Below are 21,217 nucleotides of genomic sequence, written 5' to 3' on the forward strand. Positions count from 1 at the left end.
TGACCGCTGCGGCCGCACAGTCTTTCTCGATAGAAAGGGAGTGCGGCTTCTCCAGCGCACGGATGAGGTTCAGCCGCTTCCCATAAGCAGGCGCTTGTTCCGCCCCCAGTCCGGCTTGATGCATGATCGAAAGCGGTTGGGCGCATAGCGTAACGCGCCCAACCCAAAATCGTTCATTTTGGCGGCTGAACCGCAGCGCTGCTGGACGCTGGCGCCTGCAAAACCATTGCGGGAGGAGTTGGTGTCACTTCCAAAGGAGCAGTCTGCTGCGTCGCGAAAGACAGCGGAACGTCTTCGTCCACAAAGCCCTTCACGGCACCACCCAAAGGCAAGTCGGCACTCGTCCCTGTTGTAAAGAACCCGGCGATGGGAACGAATGCGATGGCGGCCACTACGCCAGCAGTTCCGGTAACGCCCTTGTCATCGAAAGTGCCGCTCAGTCGGATTTGACGACCACCAACTTGCACATACAAGATCCTGGCGCCGATGTGACCAGACTTGCCCCACATGCCTTTATTTCGCACGTCCGTGATTTCGCCCATTGCTGGGCTGCCGACAGGAATTACAGTCTGCCCATCAACCTTCACGTCCGCTGAAACAGTCATACGGAAGCGCTGGTTGACCCGGACTGCCTTGTTTTTTGTTGTCAGATGCTCTGCAAGCGTGAGCGGAACTTCCGTTCCAGTGCGCAGCACCGCCTGACCAACAGCAGCGACAGGGGGAAGGACCGCAGCAGTGGTAACTGGAGCAGTGTTTGGCGTTGCAGCAAGCGGAGCAGCCAATGTTGTTTGAGCATAGGCCGAACCAACGGCAAACATCGAAGACGCGCTAAGCGCGGCGAGCATAATAAATCTCATTTGGATTCCCCCCCATTTCTCTCCGGGCCGGAGAGAGTATGAATAGTTGCAGATCGAGTGAAATTGTCAACATCGCTGCATAATATTAAATCAATACCCAGTCATGTGCTCGACATCGCGCGGTGGCAGTGCGGACTCCACCTACCTTCCAATTATTGGGAGTTAAATAGGAATGCAAAGATGACTTCCTGCGCTCCTAATCGTCCAATCGGCTATTGATCGGAGAAAAACCTGACAGTCCGCTATCATCCAGGCCCAAGTCTATCTCTATTTCCGCGAAGGGGTGGTAAGCGGACGTTAGCGGGTCAGGTTCAGTTCCATGAAAATGGTGCCCTGCGGCGTCGGACCATAATACGGTTCGATGCGACGAAAGCCCATCCGCTCGTATAGCGCGGTGGCCCTGTTCATCGTCCCGAGAGTGTCGAGGCGCAGTGCGACGTAGCCGCGGGCTTTCGCCGTTCCGATGACTGTATTAGTCAGCAACTTGCCGAGACCAAAAGAACGCGCCTCAGGAATTACGTAGAGGCGCTTCATTTCGCATATTCCATCACCGTGGAGCGGCCGCATGCCAACACAGGCAACCGGCCGGACCTTTGCATCCCACGCAATCAGTAGCTCACCGAGCGGCTCTGCATATTTGCCCGGCAGCTCGCCAACCTCAGATCCAAAATCCTGATAGTTCAAGTCGACGGGCAAGGACTCGGCGTATTCAGCAAAGAGACTGCGAGCGGCGGAAACATCAAGCTGTGACCGTGCAGGGCGAATTTGAAAAGGCGGCTCAACGGCGAGATCCATGCAACTCGATAGTCTATTGCTGTGATCGTCTGCAACGGGGCCATTCGTAGCCCAGGCGTGTCGGCGCACCTGCTCTGGGATGACCGGCTGAAATGTCCACAATGGGGCGGAAAGCCCACATTGGCCGTGGAATAAGATGCGTCGGCAAACGCTGACACGTCGGCCGTAACCGCAGCCTAAGATGCTCGGTCAAAAGCTGCCTTAGGTTAATAGCCTCCGAATGGCTAAAATGGATCGAAATCGGCCAGCCTTCTTTCGGGCTGTGGTCTAAGCGGGAAGCCATTGGCCAGCTCGTCTTAACTCGGCCGGAACAGATCCTGAGCAGCCGCTCGCACACGGGAGTGTCTTGATAAAGGTTTTTGTTAGGACTATGTATGGCAAACAATCCATACATAGGTGACGTGTGCAGTCGAGTTTGCAGGAAGACAAGTTTCGTTGGATCATGAAGTGCGGCTGGAAAGGTCTATGCCCTCGTTGCGGTGAAGGCCACATGTTTCAGTCTTGGCTCAAGATTGTCAGCAAGTGCGAGAAATGCGGGTTGGATTATCGCTTCGCCGCGCCGGACGACGGGCCCGCGTTCTTCTCGCTGTGCATCGTGGCTCTCCCGTTGATCTTCTTCGTTGTGTGGCTGGAGGTCGTGTTCGCCCCCCCTTTCTGGGTCCACCTGCTTACTTCAGTCCCATTCATGGTTCTGGGTTGCCTGCTGCCCCTGCGACCGATTAAGGGCTGGCTGGTCGCCTCCCAGTATGTGAACAGGGCACAAGAAGCAGGGACCGGACGGCTCTGGGCGCAGCTCGATGGGCGGTCGCCAGATCAGTGGGACAATCGGTTTGATGACTGAAGCATGGACCTCCCGCCTGCGGTTTACATCCGGGCTCAAATATCAGGTGATTGCTGATGCGCTAGTTGCGGCGATTCAAAGCGGAGAGCTGCGGGCGGGGGATCGGCTCCCGCCTCAGCGTGAGTTGGCGGCACGGTTGAAGGTGGACCTGACGACGGTCACCAGAGCGTATGACTTGGTTCGTCAGCGCAAGCTGATTGTCGCAAACGGGCGTGCCGGGAGCTTTGTCGCGGAATCCAAACCAGTCAGCGCTCGCGTGCTGGCTTCCGTCGACTCAGGCATGAACATGCCGCCAGAACTGCCGGGCAACATGATTGGTCGCGCAATCGCAGAGACGTCCGCTTCTATCTTGCTGGGCGAGAACCCGGCCGAGCTTCAATATCAGCCCGCCGGCGGATCAGAGCTTGATCGCCAGACAGGTGCTCAATTGCTGACGCAATCGGGACTGAAATCGGATCAGGAACAAATAGTCATCACCGCTGGTGGACAGAATGCTCTGCATGCCATTTTGAGTGCCAATTTTGCACCAGGAGACGCTCTGGCTTGCGGCGTGCATGTCTATCCCGGCTTCAAGTCACTTGCGAAGCGCTTGGGGCTTAAGCTGATTGCGCTGCCGGAATTTAGCGCGGATGCGATAAAATACGCCGCCAGCCGGGACGGCATCACAGGCGTCTATGTGGTGCCCACAAACGATAACCCAACTGCAAGGACGCTCTCGTTGGAGGAGCGTCGGAACATAACGGAGGTCGTTGGCGAGGCAGGTTTAAAGATCGTTGAGGACGATGCTTATGGGGGGTTGGCCGAGCAGCCCATCCCGACGCTCGCCAGCCTGTTGCCCGAACAGACCTGGCATATTGCCAGCACATCCAAACTAATTTCACCCGTGCTGCGCGTCGCTTTCGTGCGCGCTCCAAGCGTCAGTGCCGCCATCAGACTTGCTGATGATGTGCACGAAACTGCGATCATGGCGCCGCCGCTCAATGTCGCGATTCTCAGACGCTGGATTCAGGACGGCACGTACGATCAGTTGATTCGGACAATGCGGGTCGAGACAAGCCGACGCCAGGGATTTGCGCGCGAGGCATTAGAAGGCGCAAGCTATGCCAGCCATCCGCAAGGATATCATCTGTGGCTGCAACTGCCGCCGGGTGTTTCGGAGCAAGATCTCGCCGATCAATCCAGGGACAGTTCATTGACTGTTGTTCCATCCAGTCGGTTCGCCGTTGGTGAAGCCCAGGAACAAGCGGTTCGTGTTTCCCTTGGTGGTTTGCTCGATATTGAGCGCCTTACACGCGGGCTGCGACTCTTGGCCGCGCGAGCTTCAGCGCAGGCGGGTCGCTCGCCAGCCTTGGTCTAATCTTAGAACGCCGAGCTTCAAAGCAGAGCGGGTGAGCGCTGTCTAGCCGTCCCGCAATCTAAGCAACCGAACTTTGGAATCTGGAACCGTGCGGTTCGGATGACCGATGGCAACCCGAAGGTTCGTTCGAGAAGGCGGTTTTCCATCGCCAATATTGACACCTTTTTTTGTCTGGCTTATGTATGGTTTAAACGCCATACATAAGCCAAACGTATGACGCTGAACTTAAAGGAGAACTCAATGGACTACAAAGCGACTCATGGCGTCGCGCACCGCAAACCGGCGGGCCCTAGTGACGCGATCGCACTAGGATTCACCAAGTTGCTGCGCTTCTGCGCCGACAAATTCTTCGCAAAGCGTTATGGCAATCGCGCAATCGTGCTCGAAACTGTGGCGGCGGTGCCCGGTATGGTGGGTGGCACACTCACCCATCTGCGATGCCTACGTCGCATGTGCGACGATAATGGCTGGATCGCGACCCTCATTGACGAAGCCGAAAATGAGCGCATGCACCTGATGACGTTCATCGCGCTCGCAAAACCGACCTGGTTTGAGCGGTTGGTGGTGCTGATCGTGCAATGGGTTTTCTACTGCTTCTTCTTCCTGCTCTATTTGCTGAGCCCGCGTACTGCGCACCGCGTGGTCGGCTATTTCGAGGAGGAAGCGGTGATCAGCTACACGCTATATCTCAAGGAAATTGACTCCGGCCATGTCGAGAACGTCCCTGCGCCCGAGATCGCCAAGCGCTACTGGAACCTGTCAGACGACGCGACGCTTCGCGACGTAGTGCTGATCGTCCGTGCCGACGAGGCGCACCACCGCGACACCAACCATTGTTTCGCCGACACGCTGGCGGGCATTGCTGTAGATCCGCGCGCGATCAGCAGCGCCCAACCGCATCTGGCACGAACTCCCCAGGCAGGTTGGTCAACTGTTCGTGGCACGGGGTGAGCAGATCGCCGATGCGTCCAATCGCGAAGGTCGGGCTTGTAAACCTTCCACTCGCGATTGGGCTCATCGACATGTACAACGGACTGGGCGTGGGCTTTGGTGCGCGTCCACGTGCCAAGAATGCGCTTGACTGATCGTCTGGCGGGCTGGGAGTTCAGGTAATGGCCGAAATGGAATTTCGTTTCCCTCCCGCTGAGCAGCCCACCCTCCCCGGGTCTCCAGCCAATCCGCCGCATCCGGTACAGCGCAGGATCGGCTATTTCCTGATTTCAATTTTGGTTGGGGTATCGGCTGGGCTCGGTGTCTGGCTGATCCAGGCCAACCTGGCATTTATTCAGGGAGGCTTGGGCCTTGATCCCGTTGAGGGCGCATGGCTGCTCTCTGCCTATTACATGACCAACGTCACCGCCAACTTGCTGCTCATCAAATTTCGTCAGCAATATGGTCTGCAACGCTTCGTCAGGATCGTTCTGGCTGTTTATGCGCTTTCGACTATTGCCCATCTATTGATCCACGACTTTCGTTCCGCGCTCTTCGTGCGAGCCTTGGCCGGGATTGCCGGTTCCGGGCTAATTACCTTGACGATCCTCTACATGATGCAAGCGATGCCCCCGTCAAAACGTATCGTTGGCGCGATGGTCGGTATTTGCTTGCCCCAGCTCGGCGCACCCTTGGCGCGTGTCATATCGCCGAGCCTGCTTGTCACTGGCGATTGGCGCCCGACCTATTGGATCGAACTAGGATTTGCCCTGGCGACGTTGGCAGCGATTTGCTTGCTTCCACTGCCGCCAAGCAATCGCGAAAAGGCATTTGAGCGAGCCGATTTCGTCAGCATCGGGCTCCTCGCACCAGGTATGTGGCTCCTTGTCGCCGTCCTGTCTCAGGGGCGACTCGGTTGGTGGGCAGAGACACCTTGGATCGGGGTTGCGCTCGCGGCCGCGATCGGGCTGATTGCCGCCGCACTGATCCATGAATATGGCCGATTGCAACCCTTGATCGACGTTCAATGGCTCGGCCGACGCGAAATCGCGCGGTTGATGCTGATCGCCGCTTATGTCCGCCTGCTCTTGTCGGAGCAATCCGTCGGGTCAATTGGACTTTTGAGCGTGGAAGGCATGGGGTCGGACCAGTTGGTCGGCCTCAATATGGTCATCCTGCTTGCAAGTGCTGCAGGGCTTGTTGGAATGGTTCTGCTCTTTCGTCCGAACGATGTGGCCTTTCCCATCATCGTTTCCGTTGCTCTGATTGCCATTGGTTCGCTGATGGATTCCGATGCGACCAACCTCACGCGGCCGGCAAATCTCTATATCAGCCAGGCCTTGATTGGCTTTGCAGCAATCGTTTTCCTCGGTTCTGCCATGGCGATTGGGATCGCACGCACGCTGCTGGCCGGACCTCGCGCGTTTATCGGTTATGTCATGATCTTCAGCACGAGCCAGAGCTTGGGTGGCCTGGCCGGTTCGGCATGGCTCGGAACCTTTGAGATCAGCCGCGAGAAGTTCCATTCCAATCAACTCGTCGAGTCGATCCGCTTAAGTGACCCCGTCTCGGCAGCCCGCGTTGCAGGGAGCGGCGCTCCGCTTCGCGGTTTGACCACCGACATTGTCGAACGTGGAGCAAATGCGACAGCAATCCTGTCCCGCCAGGTCGCCCGTGAAGCCCATATTCTTGCCTATAACGATCTGTTTCTATTGATCTTTTTCTTTTCAATCCTGATCCTGTGCTGGGGCATTTGGCTACGCTACTCGCTTCTGCACAGGGGTGAAGTTTCTCCCATCATACAATTGCAGCAGCGCATGCTGGCTGCCCAAGCTGCCATCGCCAGTGGAGGCGCCCAATGAACGAAGAGACCCCGGCCGCCAAATCATCGGATGTTCTGACGGAAGACCCGAACACGCCTTCAGGATGGGCGCCACCAACCCGGAGTAAGCAGGCCAAGCTGGCAATCGCAGCGGTCGCCATTCTTGCGATCCTGCTCGTCCTCTATGCTTGGGGCTTTCCGCCGTTTTCTGGCTCTGTTCAGTCCACGGACAATGCCTATGTCCGCGGAAAGGTCACGGTCATCAGTCCGCAAGTGAGTGGCTATGTCACGAACGTGCCGGTGCAGGATTTCCAGCAAGTGAATGCGGGTCAGGTAATCGCAAAGATTGACGATCGGATCTATCGCGCTCGCGTTGCGCAGGCGCAGGCCAATCTGGCGGCGCAACTGGCAGGGCTTTCGAACTCCGCTCAAGCCGAACGTGCACGCGGCGCAGCGCTGGGTGGCCAAGAAGCAGGTATTGCCAATGCCGAAGCGCAACTGGCGCGAGCACGAGCCGACATGCGCAGGGCTGATGCATTGGTCGCCGACGGTTCGATATCAACGCGCGAGCGAGATCAGACCCTGGCCGCAGAACGGCAAGCCGAGGCCGCACTGCGGCAGGCCCGGGCCGCGCGGGACGTGGGGCGTGAAGATGTCTTGTCAGTCCGGGTCGGGCGCGGCGGGCTCGAGGCTGGGGTCGAAGCGGCAAAGGCGCAGCTGCGGCTGGCACAGATCGACCTCGACAACACAATTATCCGCGCGCCCGCCGACGGCCAGTTGAGCGAACTCGGCGTGCGCATTGGCGCATTCGTCACGGCGGGAACTCAGCTCACCTACCTCGTTCCTCACGACAAATGGGTGGTTGCCAATTTCAAAGAGGCGCAGACGCACGATATGAGGATTGGTCAACCAGTTAAATTTCGGGTTGATGCGCTCGGCGGGGCTGAACTGCGCGGCCATGTGCAGAACTTGTCTCCCGCAGCGGGCTCTGAATTTGCAGTTCTGAAGCCCGACAATGCGACTGGCAATTTCGTGAAGGTCTCACAGCGCATTGCTGTCAGGATCTCGATCGATCCGGGACAATCGCTTGTTGCCCGCCTTCGCCCCGGCATGTCAGTCGAGGCGCGTGTCTCGACGGAGCAGAAGTGATGAAATGCTTCGGACTGCTCATGCTGCTGGCGCTGGCCGGATGTGCCGGCCCGGTACTCAAGACCACTCCGGTCCCAGAGGTCACTCCGCCCTCAAGCTGGAGTGCACAGACAACCGGTGCCCAGATCGGCTCACAAGACTGGTGGACAGGTTTTGGCGATCAGACACTTGACCGGTTGGTCGCAGACACATTGGCGACGAATACTGAAATCGGCATTGCGGTTGGGCGCGTCCGCGAAGCGCGAGCGCATGCAAAATTGGCCAGTGCCGCCCTGTTCCCGAATATCGAAGTCGGAGCCGGTGGCGCAAATTCGCGAACCGTGAGCGCCTTTGGCAAACCGCTCGAGCAGACGGCCGCGCAGCCGCAGTTCCAGATCGCTTATGAGGTCGACCTGTTCGGACGTATCGGCGATGAGCGCAAGGCTGCCGATCAGGGCTATATTGCAAGTCTTGCCGCGCGCGATGCGGTGCGTCTCATGGTCGCGAGTACAGCAGTGAGTGGATATGTGAACCTCCGGGCACTTGATGCGCGCCTTGACGTGGCAAAGCAGACGCTCGTGGCGCGGGACGAAGCGCGCCGTTTGGCCCGTTCACGCACTCAGGCAGGCTATGCGCCAATGCTGGAGCTGCGCCAGGCCGAAGCCGAATATCAGGCTACGGCCAGGATCATCCCCCAAGTCGAATTTGCTATTCGTCGCCAGGAAAATGCGCTTCGCCTGCTTGCGGGACAGCTGCCCGGCTCAATTGACCGAGGCAAGCCGCTTGCTGAATTGCAGTTAGTGGACGTTGCACCTGGTCTGCCGTCAGAGTTGATAAGGCGGCGTCCAGACATTGCTGAAGCCGAATATCGCCTTGCAGCTACCGACGCGAATCTGGCGGCGGCACGCAAGCGATTCCTCCCCCAGATGCGCCTAAGCGGCTCTGCGGGTTTCGCTATTTCTACGCTTTTGAGTGACCCCATCAGTTTGTTTTCGCTCGGCGGTAGTATTCTTGCCCCGATCTTCGAAGGGGGGCGGTTGCAAGCGCAGGCTGAAGGCGCTGCCGCGCGTAGGGATCAGGCGGCATTTGTATACCGCCGCGCCGTATTAAATGGATTCCGTGAAGTCGAAGATGCGCTTGCCGGCGTGTCGTTGATTGACGCGCAAAAGGCAATTGCAACGGAGCAGGTTCATCAACTTGGTGAAACTTATCGGCTTGCCACCAATCGCTATCGCGCAGGCTACGCCCCGTATCTTGAGCAACTCGATGCGCAACGCGGCCTTTTGACTGCGCAACTCGGTCTTATCGATGACACATCGGCAGCGCTGACAAGTCGAATACAGTTGTTTGCAGCCCTAGGGGGCGGCTGGAGTGAAGCAGGTCTAGTCGGAGACTAGGCTGCGAAATGTGCGCGAAGCTGTACGTCTCCTTGAAAGCCCTGCAATCCGACTAGAAGTACTATTCCACTTATCAGTAGTTTGACGAGTGGAATAGTATGTCCGAAATGCGGTCGCTCGCAGCCTATTCGCTTCGGCGACTTTGTTGTGGTTACCGGACATTAGGCTAACCGCTCGCGCTTCTTCAGCAACCGGTCCCACTTCCGCCCATAATAAACTTCGACCAGGACCAGCGGCACCACCCAAGCCAGCCAGTCGCTATGCGCATTGGCCGCCGCCTTTTCGCTGGCGAAGATGCCGACAGCGCCCATGCCATATTTGTCCATCAGCCGGACGACTACGAAATAAGACGCCAGCACGAACGCGCGGGTCATGTTGTGCTGGTGGGTCAGGAGGCGCTTGCGCCGCGCCGCGATCACCGCCGCGCCCATCGCCAGCATCCACAGGCTGATCGCCGTCGCCTGGCTGAGGAAGAAGACATCGGTGTCGCCCGGCTGCACGGCCCAGAAGCCGATGAACGCCGCGATCGAGGCGCCGACGAACGTGTAGCCCGCCCAGCGGTGATAGCGACGGAATCGGTTGCGGATCGGGGCGATCAACTGGAACGGGCCGAGCGCCATTACCACGCTGCCGCCAGCGATGTGCAACCAATAGGCCCAGTGCTTGTCGGCTGGGTGTCGCGCCACTCCAGGAATGCCGAGGCTGAGGAACCGCACAACGAGTGCGATGAACAGGACAACGGCCAGCGAGGTAAGCAGACCGCTCCACGAAAAGCGCTGCACTTTTACTGGGTTTGCTGTAGCCATATTCTGCCCCCGGTCGGCAGAAGCTTAGAGGCTAGCTCGCGAAAGGTCCAACTGATATGCGCGCTTCGGTTTCGGACCGGCTGTAACGTCTGCAATGTTGTCGCGCTCTGACCTCCCGCAGCGGCGACTTTGGGGTGATAAGCGGACAAGGCGGGTTGCTTGTCGCGATTGGTTTGATCGGATCTGCCTTTGTTAGCCAGTCGCAAGTGACTGCACCCATGTGCTCACTGATCTGATCTGCAGAAGCCAGTCGAGCATTGCGGGCGCAACGAATAGGATCAGCATGCCGCCAACAATGGTAGAGGGGTGGAAGAAGCGCGCCGTGCGCCAATCGTGAATGAGCAGGGCTATCCAGCTGATCCAGCCCAGAGTGATCTCCGGCGGAAAGGTGGCGGGGAAATAGGGCACGATAAAAGCTCCAAGGCTTCGACCGGGAGTCAAGGCGGGCCCCATGGTAACAATGCAAGCCCAATACATAAGCCGACGATGTGAAGCCGTATCCCGCCGCAGAGCGATGGCAGCAGCCACAAGCGTGCCGAACAGACCGAAACCAAAGATGTTGCCGACCACAAGTATTTCCATCGGGAATGGTGGCGCCTCACCCAGTTCGGCGTAAAAGGCCGGTTGCTTCAACACCGCTTGGACACCCGCGGCAACGACCGCGAGCGCCAAGGCAGCACCAAAATATCCCAGTCGACGATGCTGTTTGAACCTTCCCGTCGCAATCAGGAGAGTTTGGCAAAAAAATAGCAGCTGCCAAGCTGTCATGATCATGCCATGCAACAGAAGATGGCCAGGCAAAGGTGTAGTGCGGAAATGCGGGCGTAAATAGAAGCTTGGAAGGAAGCCTAGAAAGACAATGAGTGTCATTAGAGCGGACGCGGTCAAAAAGAAGGCGTTGGACCGTTTCGCCAATCGCACGTTTTGACCGAAACTGTTCGCTGAATTCCCTGCTCCCATTTCGCCCCCACGTTCCCAGTTCGCATCTTCTCGGGCTTTGCTAGCCCCTTAGGGTGCTTAACTCAAATGCTTGTCTGAGACGAAATTCAGAACACGCAACTGCAGCAATGTTCGTGATCGCAATGTCCGCAATGGGTCGAAACCAGTATTGCCGCAATGACGCATTTGGGGTGGTAAGCGGACATAACGCAAGTATGCTCGGGGCAATGACACCTATCCTCTTCCTCGCCTCTGCAGCAACTATGCTCACACCAGCGGAACCATTGGCGGGAAAGCTTCGTGCAGCAATCTGGAGCGACCTTCAGCTGAATGCCATGATCGGAAATGGCAACTGGGTGGCTTCCTTGTGGTATAATGCAGGGAAGGAAAGTCCAGCGACGCCAGACCTCCATATCGAAAACCTTGCATGCCGCAACCATGCCCGTGACCAACGATGCGCTTTCAATCTATTTCGAGATGGCGGGGTGAAGACGGTCCTCGGTGAGACAGCACCCGATAGGCTCACATGCGAGGCAATACTTGCCGTCGCTCAAGGTGGAGACAGGTGGGAAGTGAAACACCTTCCGCCACGGCACATCGGACATAGTCGCACGACTATGGTTTGCATCCACCCGCCTGCGTAGAGATAATGTCCGCAATGGGGTGGAAAGCGGATGATCCCTGTTATGTAGGTCTTCAAAATCTAATGGGAGGGCGAAATGACCAAGATATTATTGTTAGTCTGGATCATTCTGTCTCCGCTTTTGCTCATTTGGGTTGGGCTCAATTCTGGCAAATCGGAGCTGATTTTCACATACCTACTTGAGGTCGTTCTAACTTTTGCGGGCGCATTTTGGAAATACGGCCTAACTGCAAAGTTTGTAAGCTTTGGTTTGTGTATAACTATGGTGATTACGAGTCTAAGTTGGTTGCTTAACGCTTGGGTCGCGAGCCAGCTGTAGCGATATTGGACCGTGCTCCACAAATTCCTCCAAAACCGATTGCACCGCAAAATGTGAGCAGAGCTCGAAGAGATAGCCGATGCATACTTCGCGATGTTGGCAGCATAAGCGTATGTCCGCAATGGGGCCCCTCTCTGACCGATCGCTTAGTCGCAAATGGGGTGGGAAGCGGTCATTCGATCAATTGTCGCGAAAGGGGTTTCTTTGCAAAATCACCTGATGGTCTTGCGCTTCGCGATCGGCCCATGACTGAAACAACTTACCCAGAAACTCCTCCTGTTTCGAGAAGAGCTGCCGCCTAGCATCCTCCCCACTTCTGCGATGAGCAAATTCGAAATCCACGGCCATCGAAAAAGTTATCGAAGAGAAGACCCAAAAAAGCAGCTCGTCCACATCACTAGTTGAACGCCGTTGGAACTCGGAACCCCGTTCGCAGACTACCCAATGATATTGCCGATCAATTTCGACATGATGGCTGCCATCTTGCCGAGAGTTTTCGAACGCCGGTAGATAGCTGGGGGGCGCATCGATCTTGTCCGCCAGTTGCTTTATCCGGGCCCGGAGCGTGGCTAAGCTGACGAGGTTTCCACTCTGCATGTTGCACAGTTGGCACCTAATCCTAACGTCCGCAATGGGGTGGTAAGCGGACATGCGGCGCCTGCCATCACCGCTGATAATAGACGTTGCTCATTTCGCCATTGCACCTGTCGATCCGCATACCAAGTCCACCACCCCCGGCCGTAACAGGGACATTGCCTTTTGCATCTGGTGAACTGTCAGGAAGTCCTTGGTACACGAACCAGCCTGTCTCTCCATCCGGTTCAACGTGCAACACATAACGTGAGCGCTCTTCGGGTGTCTGGCGGCCTCGGATAATCACATCGGCCAATTCACGAGCCACATGTGCGTTCGGCACAAGTTCGCCAACGACGATGTCGCACTTTTCCGCGTCTCCGCCGAAAGCAGCACTCGCCAGAACGATAAGACCCAAAAGCATGCAGGTGATCCTCCCAAGATCATGATGCGGGATTGAACCAACGTCCGCAATGGGGTCGCTCGCTGACTAACCGCCGCGACTGATTTGGGGTGGAAAGCGGACGTTGAATTTTGGATGCTGGTGGTCCCTCGCACTCCGTGCCAAACTGATTTAACTGGCGGACGAGCCGACCGGATATGTGCCGCAAATCGGCAAGGAAAATGAAATGTCTGGAAAATTTCTCAAGCGAAATGCGATCATTGACACGATCAAGAGCGAGGAAAGAATGAATAGCCTCCAGAAACGCAGCGGTGGGCCAAGATACCATGTGGACACCGTTTCGTGCGGTTGCCCTGAGGATAATTGCGGCGCGTTCCATGCAATCAGAACCGAGCGTCCATTGCCAACTGCCCGCCAGGCGGACGAGACGCTAAAAGCGCGCCGTCGCAAATAGCACTCGACGCGAAAATTAGTGCGGACAGTTTTTCCCGAAGAGGCAGCGCACTTTGCCAGCGAACTAGTGACTACTTTGGGGGTCGAACCTGCCGCCCATTCATTGGCGACTTTGGGGTGGGAAGTTGAAAAAAACGGTTTAGGATTGCTTATGGCTGGACCCCGGAGTTTCGCGGAAGGACCTCGCGTCTACGTAGCTGTTATAGCTACGCTAAGTTATGTGATCGCCTTTTTGCCACTATTATTTCTTGGTGCGGAAGGTTGGTGGCTAATTAAGATTTTGGCGATGGCGTCTGCCCCACTTATTGTGGTTGCGAGTATCGTGGCAGTTGTCTTCGCCAACTCAGTGCTTCGTCATCCATTTAGGTGGGCGAGTGCCGGTGCATTGGCGGCGATTACAATCAGCAGCTTTGCGCTGTGGCAATTTACGGGAACGAGCATCGGTCTGCTTTCTTTGCCGGTCGCCCTGCCAGCCGCGTTGCTTTTTTACGCATTTGCGCGCGTGCGCCAAAAAGCATCCAATTCCTGACAATGTCGAATAAGCTGCTAAAGCGCCTACTGCAGCCATTCCAGCCGCCAATGTCCGCAATGGGGTCGATTACTGGCGCACCGCTTCGACGTCTTTGGGGTGGAAAGCGGACATTCTAGCGGGCGAGATACGGGCATTCGGGTAGCAATCCTGAGAACAGGAAAAGCTCGAAGCCGCCAAAGACCAAGAGCGGCAAGAATATCCAGCGAGATTGTAAGCCTCCCGGCACTAGGGGCCGATAGAGGACGGCCCCCACAGGGAGTAGGACAACTGCGACGGCGCTCAGGAATGCCAGATTGAAGGTGTTCATCCCGCACTGCCATTCATTCCACGCAGCGAGAGCGAATATGACGTTATAGGCGCCTACGAGCCCGCCTATAATCAGGCAAACCGTCGCTGAAGCTTTTCTAAGCATGGCACGACTTGCCATAGCCTGCGAACGTCTGCAATCGGAGCAAGCGCCAACAGGCGCCAGCGACATAATTGGGGTGGAAAGCTGACATTGCCTGCTAGCGCTTTGACAGCGAAGCCGCCCTCAACATTAGCAGCCAAACCACCCATAAGGCCGAATATGGAAGCCAGACGATCTCACACCACCAAGTCGGAGAAATTAAGCCCATGATATTTTCGGAAAGAAGTTCGGCAATAATCAGGGCCACAAGGATGCTGGTCACCCAAGAGCGCACCGGCATCTCGCCATTCCATCCGAACAATCTACTTTTTCCCTGATATTTGCGCAAGCTGACCCAAGTAAGAGCGACAACGAAGGGTGTGGCAACAATGGCCAAATACAGGTCCTGAAACATTGGAATGCCAGTGGAGTCTGCGTTGGGATCGAGAACGCCAGACTTCAGCAGCAACGGGTAGTAAAGGAAGCTTGTGGCGACGAGCCCAGATGGAATGCCCGCCGAGAGCACCCAAATTGGCCAGCGTTTGGATGGCGTGAGCAATTCCATAGCCAACTTATAGCATTAAACAGATGGCAAGCTAACTGGCTTCAATTCCCTAATTAGCGGCCGAGCCACTTCGGCAACTAAGGGGTGGAAAGCGGACATTTAGGGTCGTTTGGCCACAAGGCGCATCCAAATCGTTCTGACAAATAGACTAAGTCCAGGAGGGCCGAGAATCAGAGCAAAGGCCAAAAATGGAAGCCCATGAAAGTCCGCACTTAACAACACTTGCGCCGCGAGCAAAATGGCCAGCGTCCAACACGCAAACAAGGTTGCCTTGCGAACTAAACGCTGATGGTCAATGAGGGTCATGCGATGGATTGTGCTCCGTCGTCAGAAATTCCGCAATGGGCCAAAGTCGCTCCACTAATGTCCGCAATGGGGTCGCTCTCAGACTGACCGCTATGTCTCATTTGGGGTGTAAAGCGGTCGTTGCCAAAGCATCGAAACGTATACATCATCAGAGGTACAGCGAGGCGGACATTTTTATAGGATGTGTCAGGTGGAATGCGAACAGGCCCAATTTTCCAATTCTACTGATGACGAGGACCAGGAAAAGTCGGCTCGTCGATTTGTCGGATGGGCAATGGGATTGCCGTTCGTCGCGTTCGTGGCTCGGGAAACCTTCGGAGGCAGAACGACCCTGCTGACCGAATTGCCGACCCCGCTCCAATGGGTAGCTTGCCTCGCAGGTTTAGCCTTAGGTGGCGTGGTGGCCCAAATCCTTGCGCAGAGAAGCGCGAAAACTTTTGGGCGTTCCAAAGCGATCTTTGCCGCAATTTCGCTCATCGCGTTGAGCGTCGTGACCTTCTCCTACTTAGGTCGGTGGGCATTTGAGTTGGCTTCATTCGCCAATTTAGAGACTGAAATACAATCGGCGCAGGTTAGAATTATGGGCGTACGAACTGGAAAGTCCGGAACATTCGCGGCAGCGAGATTATTTCCAGACGGCCGCGAGGTAGATGTGCCTATTACGAACGAATTATATGCTGATCTTGCGGCAACCCGTCCGCCATTGTGGAGCAAGACATATTCAGAAGAACTTTTCTGTCTCACGTTGCCGCAACAAAATGGGCGATGGGGCGCAATACGCGCCTATGTTCCCGCAAGATGGGATGATGGACTGAGCCATTTTGAGGATTGCCACCGTCAGATTAAGGGCTAGCCCAATCCTACAAAATGTCCGCTAAGGGGTCGATTCCGGACGGTCCGGTTTTGGGGCTAAATTGCGAAAAGCAGACATTTGGGGTTTAGCGCGACAGCCATTGGAGTTGGGTCGAACCCAAACAGGCCAATATTGAAGCCAATACGCCGACCGAACAGCGCCCGCGACAAGGCTCACAAACCATAGCATCGTCAGCAATGGACCATTTAAGTCGGCACCTATACATAATGATTTGGATACGGAGGCCCACTGAATGCTCCGTAAACGTGGGACGCAGTTTATGGCTAAGATCAAAGGCGAGATGACGTCACAGGAGAAGAGCGATCTGTTTCGACGGCTGGTCCAGCAGCTTGTGGACGAAGGGGATGTCACCTTTGAGGAAGCCGATGCAGTCCTCAAAAGGAAGGCGCAGAACGAACTGCTCGAAGGTAGCCAGCCGCCATCGATCACACACTGAGCGCTGCTATCGGCCAAAGCTCCCCTTTTTTAGGGCCTGACAAAATTACCGATAACCAGCCCGAGAGCGACACCACCTTTCCAGGAATCGCACCGACTTGATCCGAAGCCGAAGGGCTTTGCGCGCCTCTGGATCGCTTGTGGCCTGCAATTCCGCATTGAGCCGCACGCCAGTTTCGCGCGCGGTATCTGCCATGGTCCGGATCTTGTTTGGTTCGGTCATATCACTTCTCCGTCAGACGGCCTCAGGATGCCCAGCAGGCGCGAAACCTGCTTGCGTAGCTCCAAAGCCTCACCTGTCTTGTGCCCATGCTTGTACATGCCATTGGCGGGACCTTTCGGCGCGCCGCTACCCTTTGACCCGCCATGAATCCGGCACACCCGCTTTCCCTTTACCGCCATCGAACGGCACGACCCGCCCTGTTTCTTCCGGGCCTGGCAGCGCGGGGCTTCCGTCTGCATTTTTTTCAAACCGGCCTGCCATGGACGCTTGGGCTTGTCGGTCATTAAAATCCTTCCCCCCATTGATATGATTGATGTGGACATGCTGATGAACGTGCTTTTCCTGCCGCACGGTGATCTTCTGACTTGTTGAACGGCGCTTGCCCTTCACGCCCGCCATAACTTCATGCTGGAATGCAGACGTCTTCGCGAGGTTCGCAAAAGCCCCGATCATCTTTGTGTCGTAAGTGTAGTCCGCAACCCGCTTGCCGACTTTCATCAGCAGCATGTGCGTTACCGCCATTTGCGCAGCGAGGGCCGCTTCAGCTTCGTTGCGTGGCTTGTGCGCATTCACAATGTGCAGAAGCATGACGACCTGCTCTTCCTCCGGAATCCAGCGCTGTGACTCGTCATCGTAAGTGTGGGAGCACACGTCGAGGAGGTGATTTATGAAAGCAGCCGCCACCATCGAATGACGGGTGCCGAACGCGTCCACGATCAAGAACTTCCAGTCTTCGTTTTCCGCAGGACTCTGATTGTATGGCCAGTCCCAGCGGAATGATCCGTCCTTTTCCCGAATCAAGAATACAGGCGGACCATGCCTGCGCTTCATGCAGCGTTCGCGGGCAGCCACGATAGATTTGGCGAGTGCGTCAGGCGGAGGCGGTTTGCACGGCTCATTCTTGGGGCGAGCGCGATCAACCATTACAGTTCTCATCATCCACAATGACAGTCCAGTGGGTCGGCGTCCGCTTCATGGGGCGCTTGCTGGCATTGAGCCATTGCCCGTCCTGCCAGATCGCAGCGCTTTGCCATTCGGTCGTATTCACGAAGCCAAGGGTGCCGTCTGGGGGCGGCGTTTCAATAGGGAAGCGTGCAAACAACACTCCAGGCAGAATGTTCATCCGGAAGAAGGCGCCACCAGCAGGAAGATCGGATCGCTTTATCATGGGGCAATCTCCCAAAGCAGCTTTGCTCTGGTCGCGTCCCAGCGATTGAACACAGACCGCAAGGACCCGACGCGGACGATTGCCATCGTGTCATCCACCAGGACGAGCGGTCGGCCAGCGAGCCACACCGCGAGGCCTTCCTGTTCTGGCGACCAGCCCCATAGCTCGAGCGGCGACCAGCCCAAGCCTAGTGCTGAGACGGCCCAGCCTTCTGATGCCAATCGCTGAGCGTCGGTAACTATCTCCGGCCAGACTTCTGGGCGCGTGATATGCGGCACATGCATGCCGCGCAGCCGATTGAGCCCCACGACAATCGCGGGCGGCAATGCCGGTGTTCCACTGTTCCGTTTCCTAGAGAGTGGAACAATGGAACATGGCCCGCTAATGGCTGTTTTCTGAGGGCTCGCGTGTTCCAAAAGGGTGGAACAGGATCGCGGTTCCGTGGAGCAAGGTTCTTGACGTTCCACCTGTTCCAGCCGTGTTCCAAATGTTGTTCCATCTGGTTGAAGGCGAGCCAATGTTTGTTCGGCGATGGCTTTGAGATTCATTGCTCGCCTCCATTGCTGGCTTTCTTGAGAATGCGATTGACGGTGGCCAAACCGATTCCCAATTCGCTGGCGATGTCACGCTGCGTCATGCCCTCGGCCTTCAGCGACAGGACCTGTGTGGTTCTAACGTCTTCAAGTTTGCGCGTGCTCCATATACCGTCACGGTAGAGCGCTTCGAAGGGCTCTGCATCGGCGCCGGAAAAACCCCGTGATTTTGTAAACTCGACATTGAAGCGCGCGCCCTCGGTCGCGCAGTAGTCTGCTGGGCGGGAGAGCTTGATGACCGTGTCCATAACGTCTTCGCGCTTGCTGGTGCCGCGTTGTTCGCCGCCCTTGCCCGCATGGTGGACGAACAGGACTGATCGACCTTCGCGGCGCAGCTTAAGTGCCCATGATTGCATCAGGCCCCAGCTGTCGGCTTCGTTCTCCTTGCCGGATCGCGCCAGGGTCGAGAGATTGTCGACCACAACGAGTTCAGCATTGCCCAGATGTGGTTCAATTTCCCGCTGCCCTTCCTCTGTCGCGAGATCGGGCAGCCCAAATTCGCACAGATCGGATGACAACAGCCGAATAAAGTCGCCGTCAGGTGGTGACATTGCTGCATTCTGGACGATGCTGGCGAGCCGCTCCTGTAGTGTGACGGCGGGCATCTCGCCATCGAGCAGAATGACCTTGCGGGGCTTCGTTGCCTGCCAGCACAGAAACGAGCCTCCAGAAGCGACAGCATAGGCAACGCCAAGTCCGAAGAGGGTCTTGCCCACGCCGCGCGGGGCAAACACCATGCACAGGCCCTTTGCGGGCAACCACGGTGCAAGGATCTGCTCCTTCGGCGGGAGTTCCATCTGGAGAAAGCAGTCGAGGCTCACCGCACATATTGATGGGCGTAGTGGCTCAATTACATTGGCCGCGAAAGCTGAGAAGTCACGCGGCATTGCGCAGGTCCTTTGCTATTATGTCGGGGATGCGACGCGAGCGTTCGATGCGAGAGCGAAGGGCAAGCGCCAAAGACGCAGACGTTTCGATCGTTTCCCAGCCAGCAAGCGTTTCGACCTCGGGCGCGTCCCAGTCGACAATACATCCACCTGCGCAACCCAAACGAAGCCAATCGAGCGGACTTTCACAAAGGGTTGTGCTGTTCGCCCAAGAGCCAAAATTCGAGAGGGTATCAGCACCGAGCGCCCAGCCTTTACCGCCACGCAGGCCCCAACGAGACGGCTGCAGACTGCGCCAGGCAACGAGATCGGCCAACTCCCCGCCTTCAATGACTGGTTGCACGACATGCGCTGGACCATCGCCTGGAACGAAATGGCCGCCGCTGTTGATAGTACCATTGAGGATGCCAAAGCCCATGAACCTAAAGCGCAGAGCATGTTCCGCAATGGTGGTGGGATGAACGCCGAGTTCGCGTATCCGGTCAAGATGCGGCTGCCTGACGGCTGCCGTCGCGAGCCTGTATTCACTATGCAGGTCGATCTTCATTTATCGATCCTCCTTGCAAACACTTCCTGACTTTTGCGAACTTTCCAGCGGTTGCTTTCCCGCCATAGGCGGTCCGCAACCGCTTGAATCTCAAACCGCATTTCTGTAGGAAATTGATCGAGATTGAGCCCTGCCAGGAGCTTGTCGACTTCGGGACGCCGCACGGTGAGGATCGTGCGGCGTTCTCGCATTTCATGGGCAGCGAGTGCCGGGGGTTTTCCCACAACACTATGCCGCAAGCTGAGATGTTGAGTATGTCAGCCGGGCAGCCAGCCACTGATCGACATCTTCAGGACGGTAACGGACTAAGCGCCCCATCTTGATGTACGGAGGACCATCACCGCGCACGCGCTCTTTTTGGATCGTGGAGACAGAGCAAGAGCGATAGATTGCGCACTCGTGCTCGTTCATCAGAGATTTGGGTGTCATTGCCAATTCCTTGCGAGCCTGTCCCAATGACGGGCTACTCGCTGCAAGGTGCGGCAATTCACGCCGATTGATATGCCGACAACATGCCGACAATGCCAACAACTAGGCTATTAGCGCGCGTTCCCTCATTCGTTTGACGAGTTCTTGCGTAGCTGGCTGGAATGTTGATCGTTCGAGGGTATCGCACCCTCGCTCAGCTAGGATTTCGAAAACCTCATTCAAAATAGTATCGGGGCCACGCCCGGCGATGCCTTCAGCATCATCGTCTCGCAGATGAACCCATTCAGCCAAAGCAGCGGCAAATGCTGGCCACTCGCGCACAGGTCTGCGGCCACCTCTACCTCTAGAGATCGGAACCTCAACTGAGTGCGATCCGACCCAAGGTTGCGCCACTTTTACGGACGAATCGTCATAGTGCTCAATGTGGCGAGTATGTTGCAGTGAGAGCCCCCAATACTGGCGATAGTTGTCATGAAACTGGAGCCACGACTTTTCATGGAAATAGAGTCAATGTGTTTGTTCGGCATCGCAATCATATGGTTGCAGGGGATTGATTCCGCCTGTTGCGAAGCGATGCCAAAAATCATCTATGCCCCACCACGCTACCGGCACCAAAAATAATTCACCGCCTTTTTTGTCACGGAAAGCCGTTCCAATTCGACCATCGAACACAGCCTGGCCTACGTCATGAAACACAAACTCAAACGGCGCTGCTACGTGATCTCGATGGTCGATTTCGTCTTCCGAAACTTCTGCCAAAGGAGTGTCAAGGATCGCGCATGAGCCCAGTGTATTTTGTCGGACTGGGCGAGGATGAACATTGCTGACATTTCCCGCATTAAATTGAGCTTCGAAGGCCCTCAATTGGCCCGCAAATTGATGCTCATCGAACGTGCAGATCATTCTGGAGATTGCCGCACAGCTAAATAACCAGCCGGTTGGCTGAACCGGCGCGACGCCTCTGCAATACAATTCCGACCAACTCATTCATGCCTCCGCTGGCACCC

27 protein-coding genes are annotated in these 21,217 nt (G+C 56.4%); 11 read left to right on the plus strand and 16 right to left on the minus strand.

All coding sequences use genetic code 11. From position 1 onward, the window contains the following. Positions 1–173 precede the first annotated feature (173 nt). Together K0O24_RS11595 and K0O24_RS11600 are read right to left on the minus strand one after the other, a co-directional pair. Positions 174–857 carry a hypothetical protein gene (locus K0O24_RS11595; protein ID WP_246610974.1) on the minus strand — a complete coding sequence of 228 codons (684 nt, stop codon included), beginning with the start codon at positions 855–857 and terminating at the stop codon, positions 174–176. Positions 858–1,154: 297 nt separating this feature from the next. After that, entirely contained in the window at positions 1,155–1,652 is a 498-nt protein-coding gene (locus tag K0O24_RS11600) for a GNAT family N-acetyltransferase (RefSeq protein ID WP_219892899.1), read from the minus strand. A 442-nt stretch (positions 1,653–2,094) separates the two neighbouring features. On the opposite strand from K0O24_RS11600, the gene K0O24_RS11605 reads away from it, so the two are divergent. From K0O24_RS11605 to K0O24_RS11630, 7 genes are all read left to right on the plus strand, one after another. Continuing rightward, positions 2,095–2,493: a DUF983 domain-containing protein gene (locus tag K0O24_RS11605; protein ID WP_219892900.1), complete on the plus strand. Its 399-nt coding sequence runs from the start codon at positions 2,095–2,097 to the stop codon at positions 2,491–2,493. Continuing rightward, on the plus strand, positions 2,486–3,850 hold the full coding sequence (locus K0O24_RS11610) for an aminotransferase-like domain-containing protein (protein ID WP_219892901.1): 1,365 nt from the start codon (positions 2,486–2,488) through the stop codon (positions 3,848–3,850). Before K0O24_RS11605 ends, K0O24_RS11610 begins: the two co-directional genes overlap by 8 nt. 240 nt (positions 3,851–4,090) lie before the next feature. Then, entirely contained in the window at positions 4,091–4,801 is a 711-nt protein-coding gene (locus K0O24_RS11615) for an alternative oxidase (RefSeq protein ID WP_219892902.1), read from the plus strand. An 11-nt stretch (positions 4,802–4,812) separates the two neighbouring features. Next, complete coding sequence (locus K0O24_RS16885) at positions 4,813–4,935, plus strand: hypothetical protein (RefSeq protein ID WP_281421654.1); 123 nt, start codon at positions 4,813–4,815, stop codon at positions 4,933–4,935. Positions 4,936–4,962: 27 nt separating this feature from the next. Next, a complete protein-coding gene (locus K0O24_RS11620; protein ID WP_219892903.1) occupies positions 4,963–6,642 on the plus strand; it encodes an MFS transporter in 1,680 nt (559 codons plus the stop codon). Next, positions 6,639–7,751, plus strand: a complete 1,113-nt coding sequence (locus tag K0O24_RS11625; RefSeq protein WP_219892904.1) for an HlyD family secretion protein — start codon at positions 6,639–6,641, stop codon at positions 7,749–7,751. Before K0O24_RS11620 ends, K0O24_RS11625 begins: the two co-directional genes overlap by 4 nt. After that, a complete protein-coding gene (locus K0O24_RS11630) occupies positions 7,751–9,127 on the plus strand; it encodes an efflux transporter outer membrane subunit (protein WP_219892905.1) in 1,377 nt (458 codons plus the stop codon). Before K0O24_RS11625 ends, K0O24_RS11630 begins: the two co-directional genes overlap by 1 nt. Positions 9,128–9,288: 161 nt before the next feature. On the opposite strand, the gene K0O24_RS11635 is transcribed toward K0O24_RS11630, so the two are convergent. Together K0O24_RS11635 and K0O24_RS11640 are read right to left on the minus strand one after the other, a co-directional pair. Further along, a complete protein-coding gene (locus tag K0O24_RS11635; protein ID WP_219892906.1) occupies positions 9,289–9,933 on the minus strand; it encodes a DUF2306 domain-containing protein in 645 nt (214 codons plus the stop codon). A gap of 192 nt (positions 9,934–10,125) precedes the next feature. After that, positions 10,126–10,701, minus strand: coding sequence for a hypothetical protein (locus K0O24_RS11640; RefSeq protein WP_219892907.1), 576 nt, complete (start codon positions 10,699–10,701; stop codon positions 10,126–10,128). Positions 10,702–11,099: 398 nt separating this feature from the next. Between K0O24_RS11640 and K0O24_RS11645 the strand changes: the two genes are divergently transcribed. Next, complete coding sequence (locus K0O24_RS11645; protein WP_219892908.1) at positions 11,100–11,516, plus strand: hypothetical protein; 417 nt, start codon at positions 11,100–11,102, stop codon at positions 11,514–11,516. A gap of 498 nt (positions 11,517–12,014) precedes the next feature. Here K0O24_RS11645 and K0O24_RS11650 read toward each other — a convergent pair whose 3' ends face one another. Together K0O24_RS11650 and K0O24_RS11655 are read right to left on the minus strand one after the other, a co-directional pair. After that, positions 12,015–12,431, minus strand: coding sequence for an Imm63 family immunity protein (locus K0O24_RS11650; RefSeq protein ID WP_219892909.1), 417 nt, complete (start codon positions 12,429–12,431; stop codon positions 12,015–12,017). A 67-nt stretch (positions 12,432–12,498) separates the two neighbouring features. Then, positions 12,499–12,831 carry a hypothetical protein gene (locus K0O24_RS11655; protein WP_219892910.1) on the minus strand — a complete coding sequence of 111 codons (333 nt, stop codon included), beginning with the start codon at positions 12,829–12,831 and terminating at the stop codon, positions 12,499–12,501. Positions 12,832–13,330: 499 nt separating this feature from the next. Between K0O24_RS11655 and K0O24_RS11660 the strand changes: the two genes are divergently transcribed. Beyond that, entirely contained in the window at positions 13,331–13,792 is a 462-nt protein-coding gene (locus tag K0O24_RS11660) for a hypothetical protein (RefSeq protein ID WP_219892911.1), read from the plus strand. Between the two features lie 509 nt (positions 13,793–14,301). Here the strand turns inward: K0O24_RS11660 and K0O24_RS11665 are convergent. Next, positions 14,302–14,748, minus strand: coding sequence for a hypothetical protein (locus K0O24_RS11665; protein ID WP_219892912.1), 447 nt, complete (start codon positions 14,746–14,748; stop codon positions 14,302–14,304). Positions 14,749–14,847: 99 nt separating this feature from the next. Further along, positions 14,848–15,054 carry a hypothetical protein gene (locus K0O24_RS11670; protein WP_219892913.1) on the minus strand — a complete coding sequence of 69 codons (207 nt, stop codon included), beginning with the start codon at positions 15,052–15,054 and terminating at the stop codon, positions 14,848–14,850. 190 nt (positions 15,055–15,244) lie between these two features. Here K0O24_RS11670 and K0O24_RS11675 point away from each other — a divergent pair, with 190 nt between their 5' ends. Further along, positions 15,245–15,907: a hypothetical protein gene (locus K0O24_RS11675; RefSeq protein WP_219892914.1), complete on the plus strand. Its 663-nt coding sequence runs from the start codon at positions 15,245–15,247 to the stop codon at positions 15,905–15,907. Between the two features lie 253 nt (positions 15,908–16,160). Next, the gene (locus tag K0O24_RS11680) at positions 16,161–16,364 is read left to right on the plus strand and encodes a hypothetical protein (RefSeq protein ID WP_484771499.1); all 204 of its coding nucleotides are present in this window, start codon (positions 16,161–16,163) and stop codon (positions 16,362–16,364) included. 45 nt (positions 16,365–16,409) lie between these two features. Here the strand turns inward: K0O24_RS11680 and K0O24_RS11685 are convergent, their stop codons facing one another. From K0O24_RS11685 to K0O24_RS11715, 8 genes are all read right to left on the minus strand, one after another. Next, positions 16,410–16,586 carry a hypothetical protein gene (locus K0O24_RS11685; RefSeq protein ID WP_219892916.1) on the minus strand — a complete coding sequence of 59 codons (177 nt, stop codon included), beginning with the start codon at positions 16,584–16,586 and terminating at the stop codon, positions 16,410–16,412. Continuing rightward, positions 16,583–16,825 (minus strand): HGGxSTG domain-containing protein, encoded by a 243-nt coding sequence (locus tag K0O24_RS16965; protein ID WP_425514779.1) that lies wholly within the window; start codon positions 16,823–16,825, stop codon positions 16,583–16,585. The genes K0O24_RS11685 and K0O24_RS16965 overlap by 4 nt, the downstream gene beginning before the upstream one ends. Next, positions 16,713–17,306 (minus strand): hypothetical protein, encoded by a 594-nt coding sequence (locus tag K0O24_RS11690; RefSeq protein ID WP_219892917.1) that lies wholly within the window; start codon positions 17,304–17,306, stop codon positions 16,713–16,715. Before K0O24_RS11690 ends, K0O24_RS16965 begins: the two co-directional genes overlap by 113 nt. A 196-nt stretch (positions 17,307–17,502) precedes the next feature. Continuing rightward, positions 17,503–17,754 (minus strand): hypothetical protein, encoded by a 252-nt coding sequence (locus tag K0O24_RS11695; protein WP_219892918.1) that lies wholly within the window; start codon positions 17,752–17,754, stop codon positions 17,503–17,505. Continuing rightward, positions 17,751–18,062 (minus strand): hypothetical protein, encoded by a 312-nt coding sequence (locus K0O24_RS11700; RefSeq protein WP_219892919.1) that lies wholly within the window; start codon positions 18,060–18,062, stop codon positions 17,751–17,753. Before K0O24_RS11700 ends, K0O24_RS11695 begins: the two co-directional genes overlap by 4 nt. Positions 18,063–18,298: 236 nt before the next feature. After that, the gene (locus K0O24_RS11705) at positions 18,299–19,168 is read right to left on the minus strand and encodes an AAA family ATPase (protein ID WP_219892920.1); all 870 of its coding nucleotides are present in this window, start codon (positions 19,166–19,168) and stop codon (positions 18,299–18,301) included. A 55-nt stretch (positions 19,169–19,223) separates the two neighbouring features. After that, entirely contained in the window at positions 19,224–19,781 is a 558-nt protein-coding gene (locus K0O24_RS11710; RefSeq protein ID WP_219892921.1) for a hypothetical protein, read from the minus strand. Between the two features lie 936 nt (positions 19,782–20,717). Continuing rightward, on the minus strand, positions 20,718–21,197 hold the full coding sequence (locus K0O24_RS11715; RefSeq protein ID WP_219892922.1) for a hypothetical protein: 480 nt from the start codon (positions 21,195–21,197) through the stop codon (positions 20,718–20,720). Positions 21,198–21,217: the final 20 nt, after the last annotated feature.

Origin of the sequence: Aquisediminimonas profunda, assembly GCF_019443285.1 — a bacterium.
Lineage (GTDB): Bacteria > Pseudomonadota > Alphaproteobacteria > Sphingomonadales > Sphingomonadaceae > Aquisediminimonas > Aquisediminimonas profunda.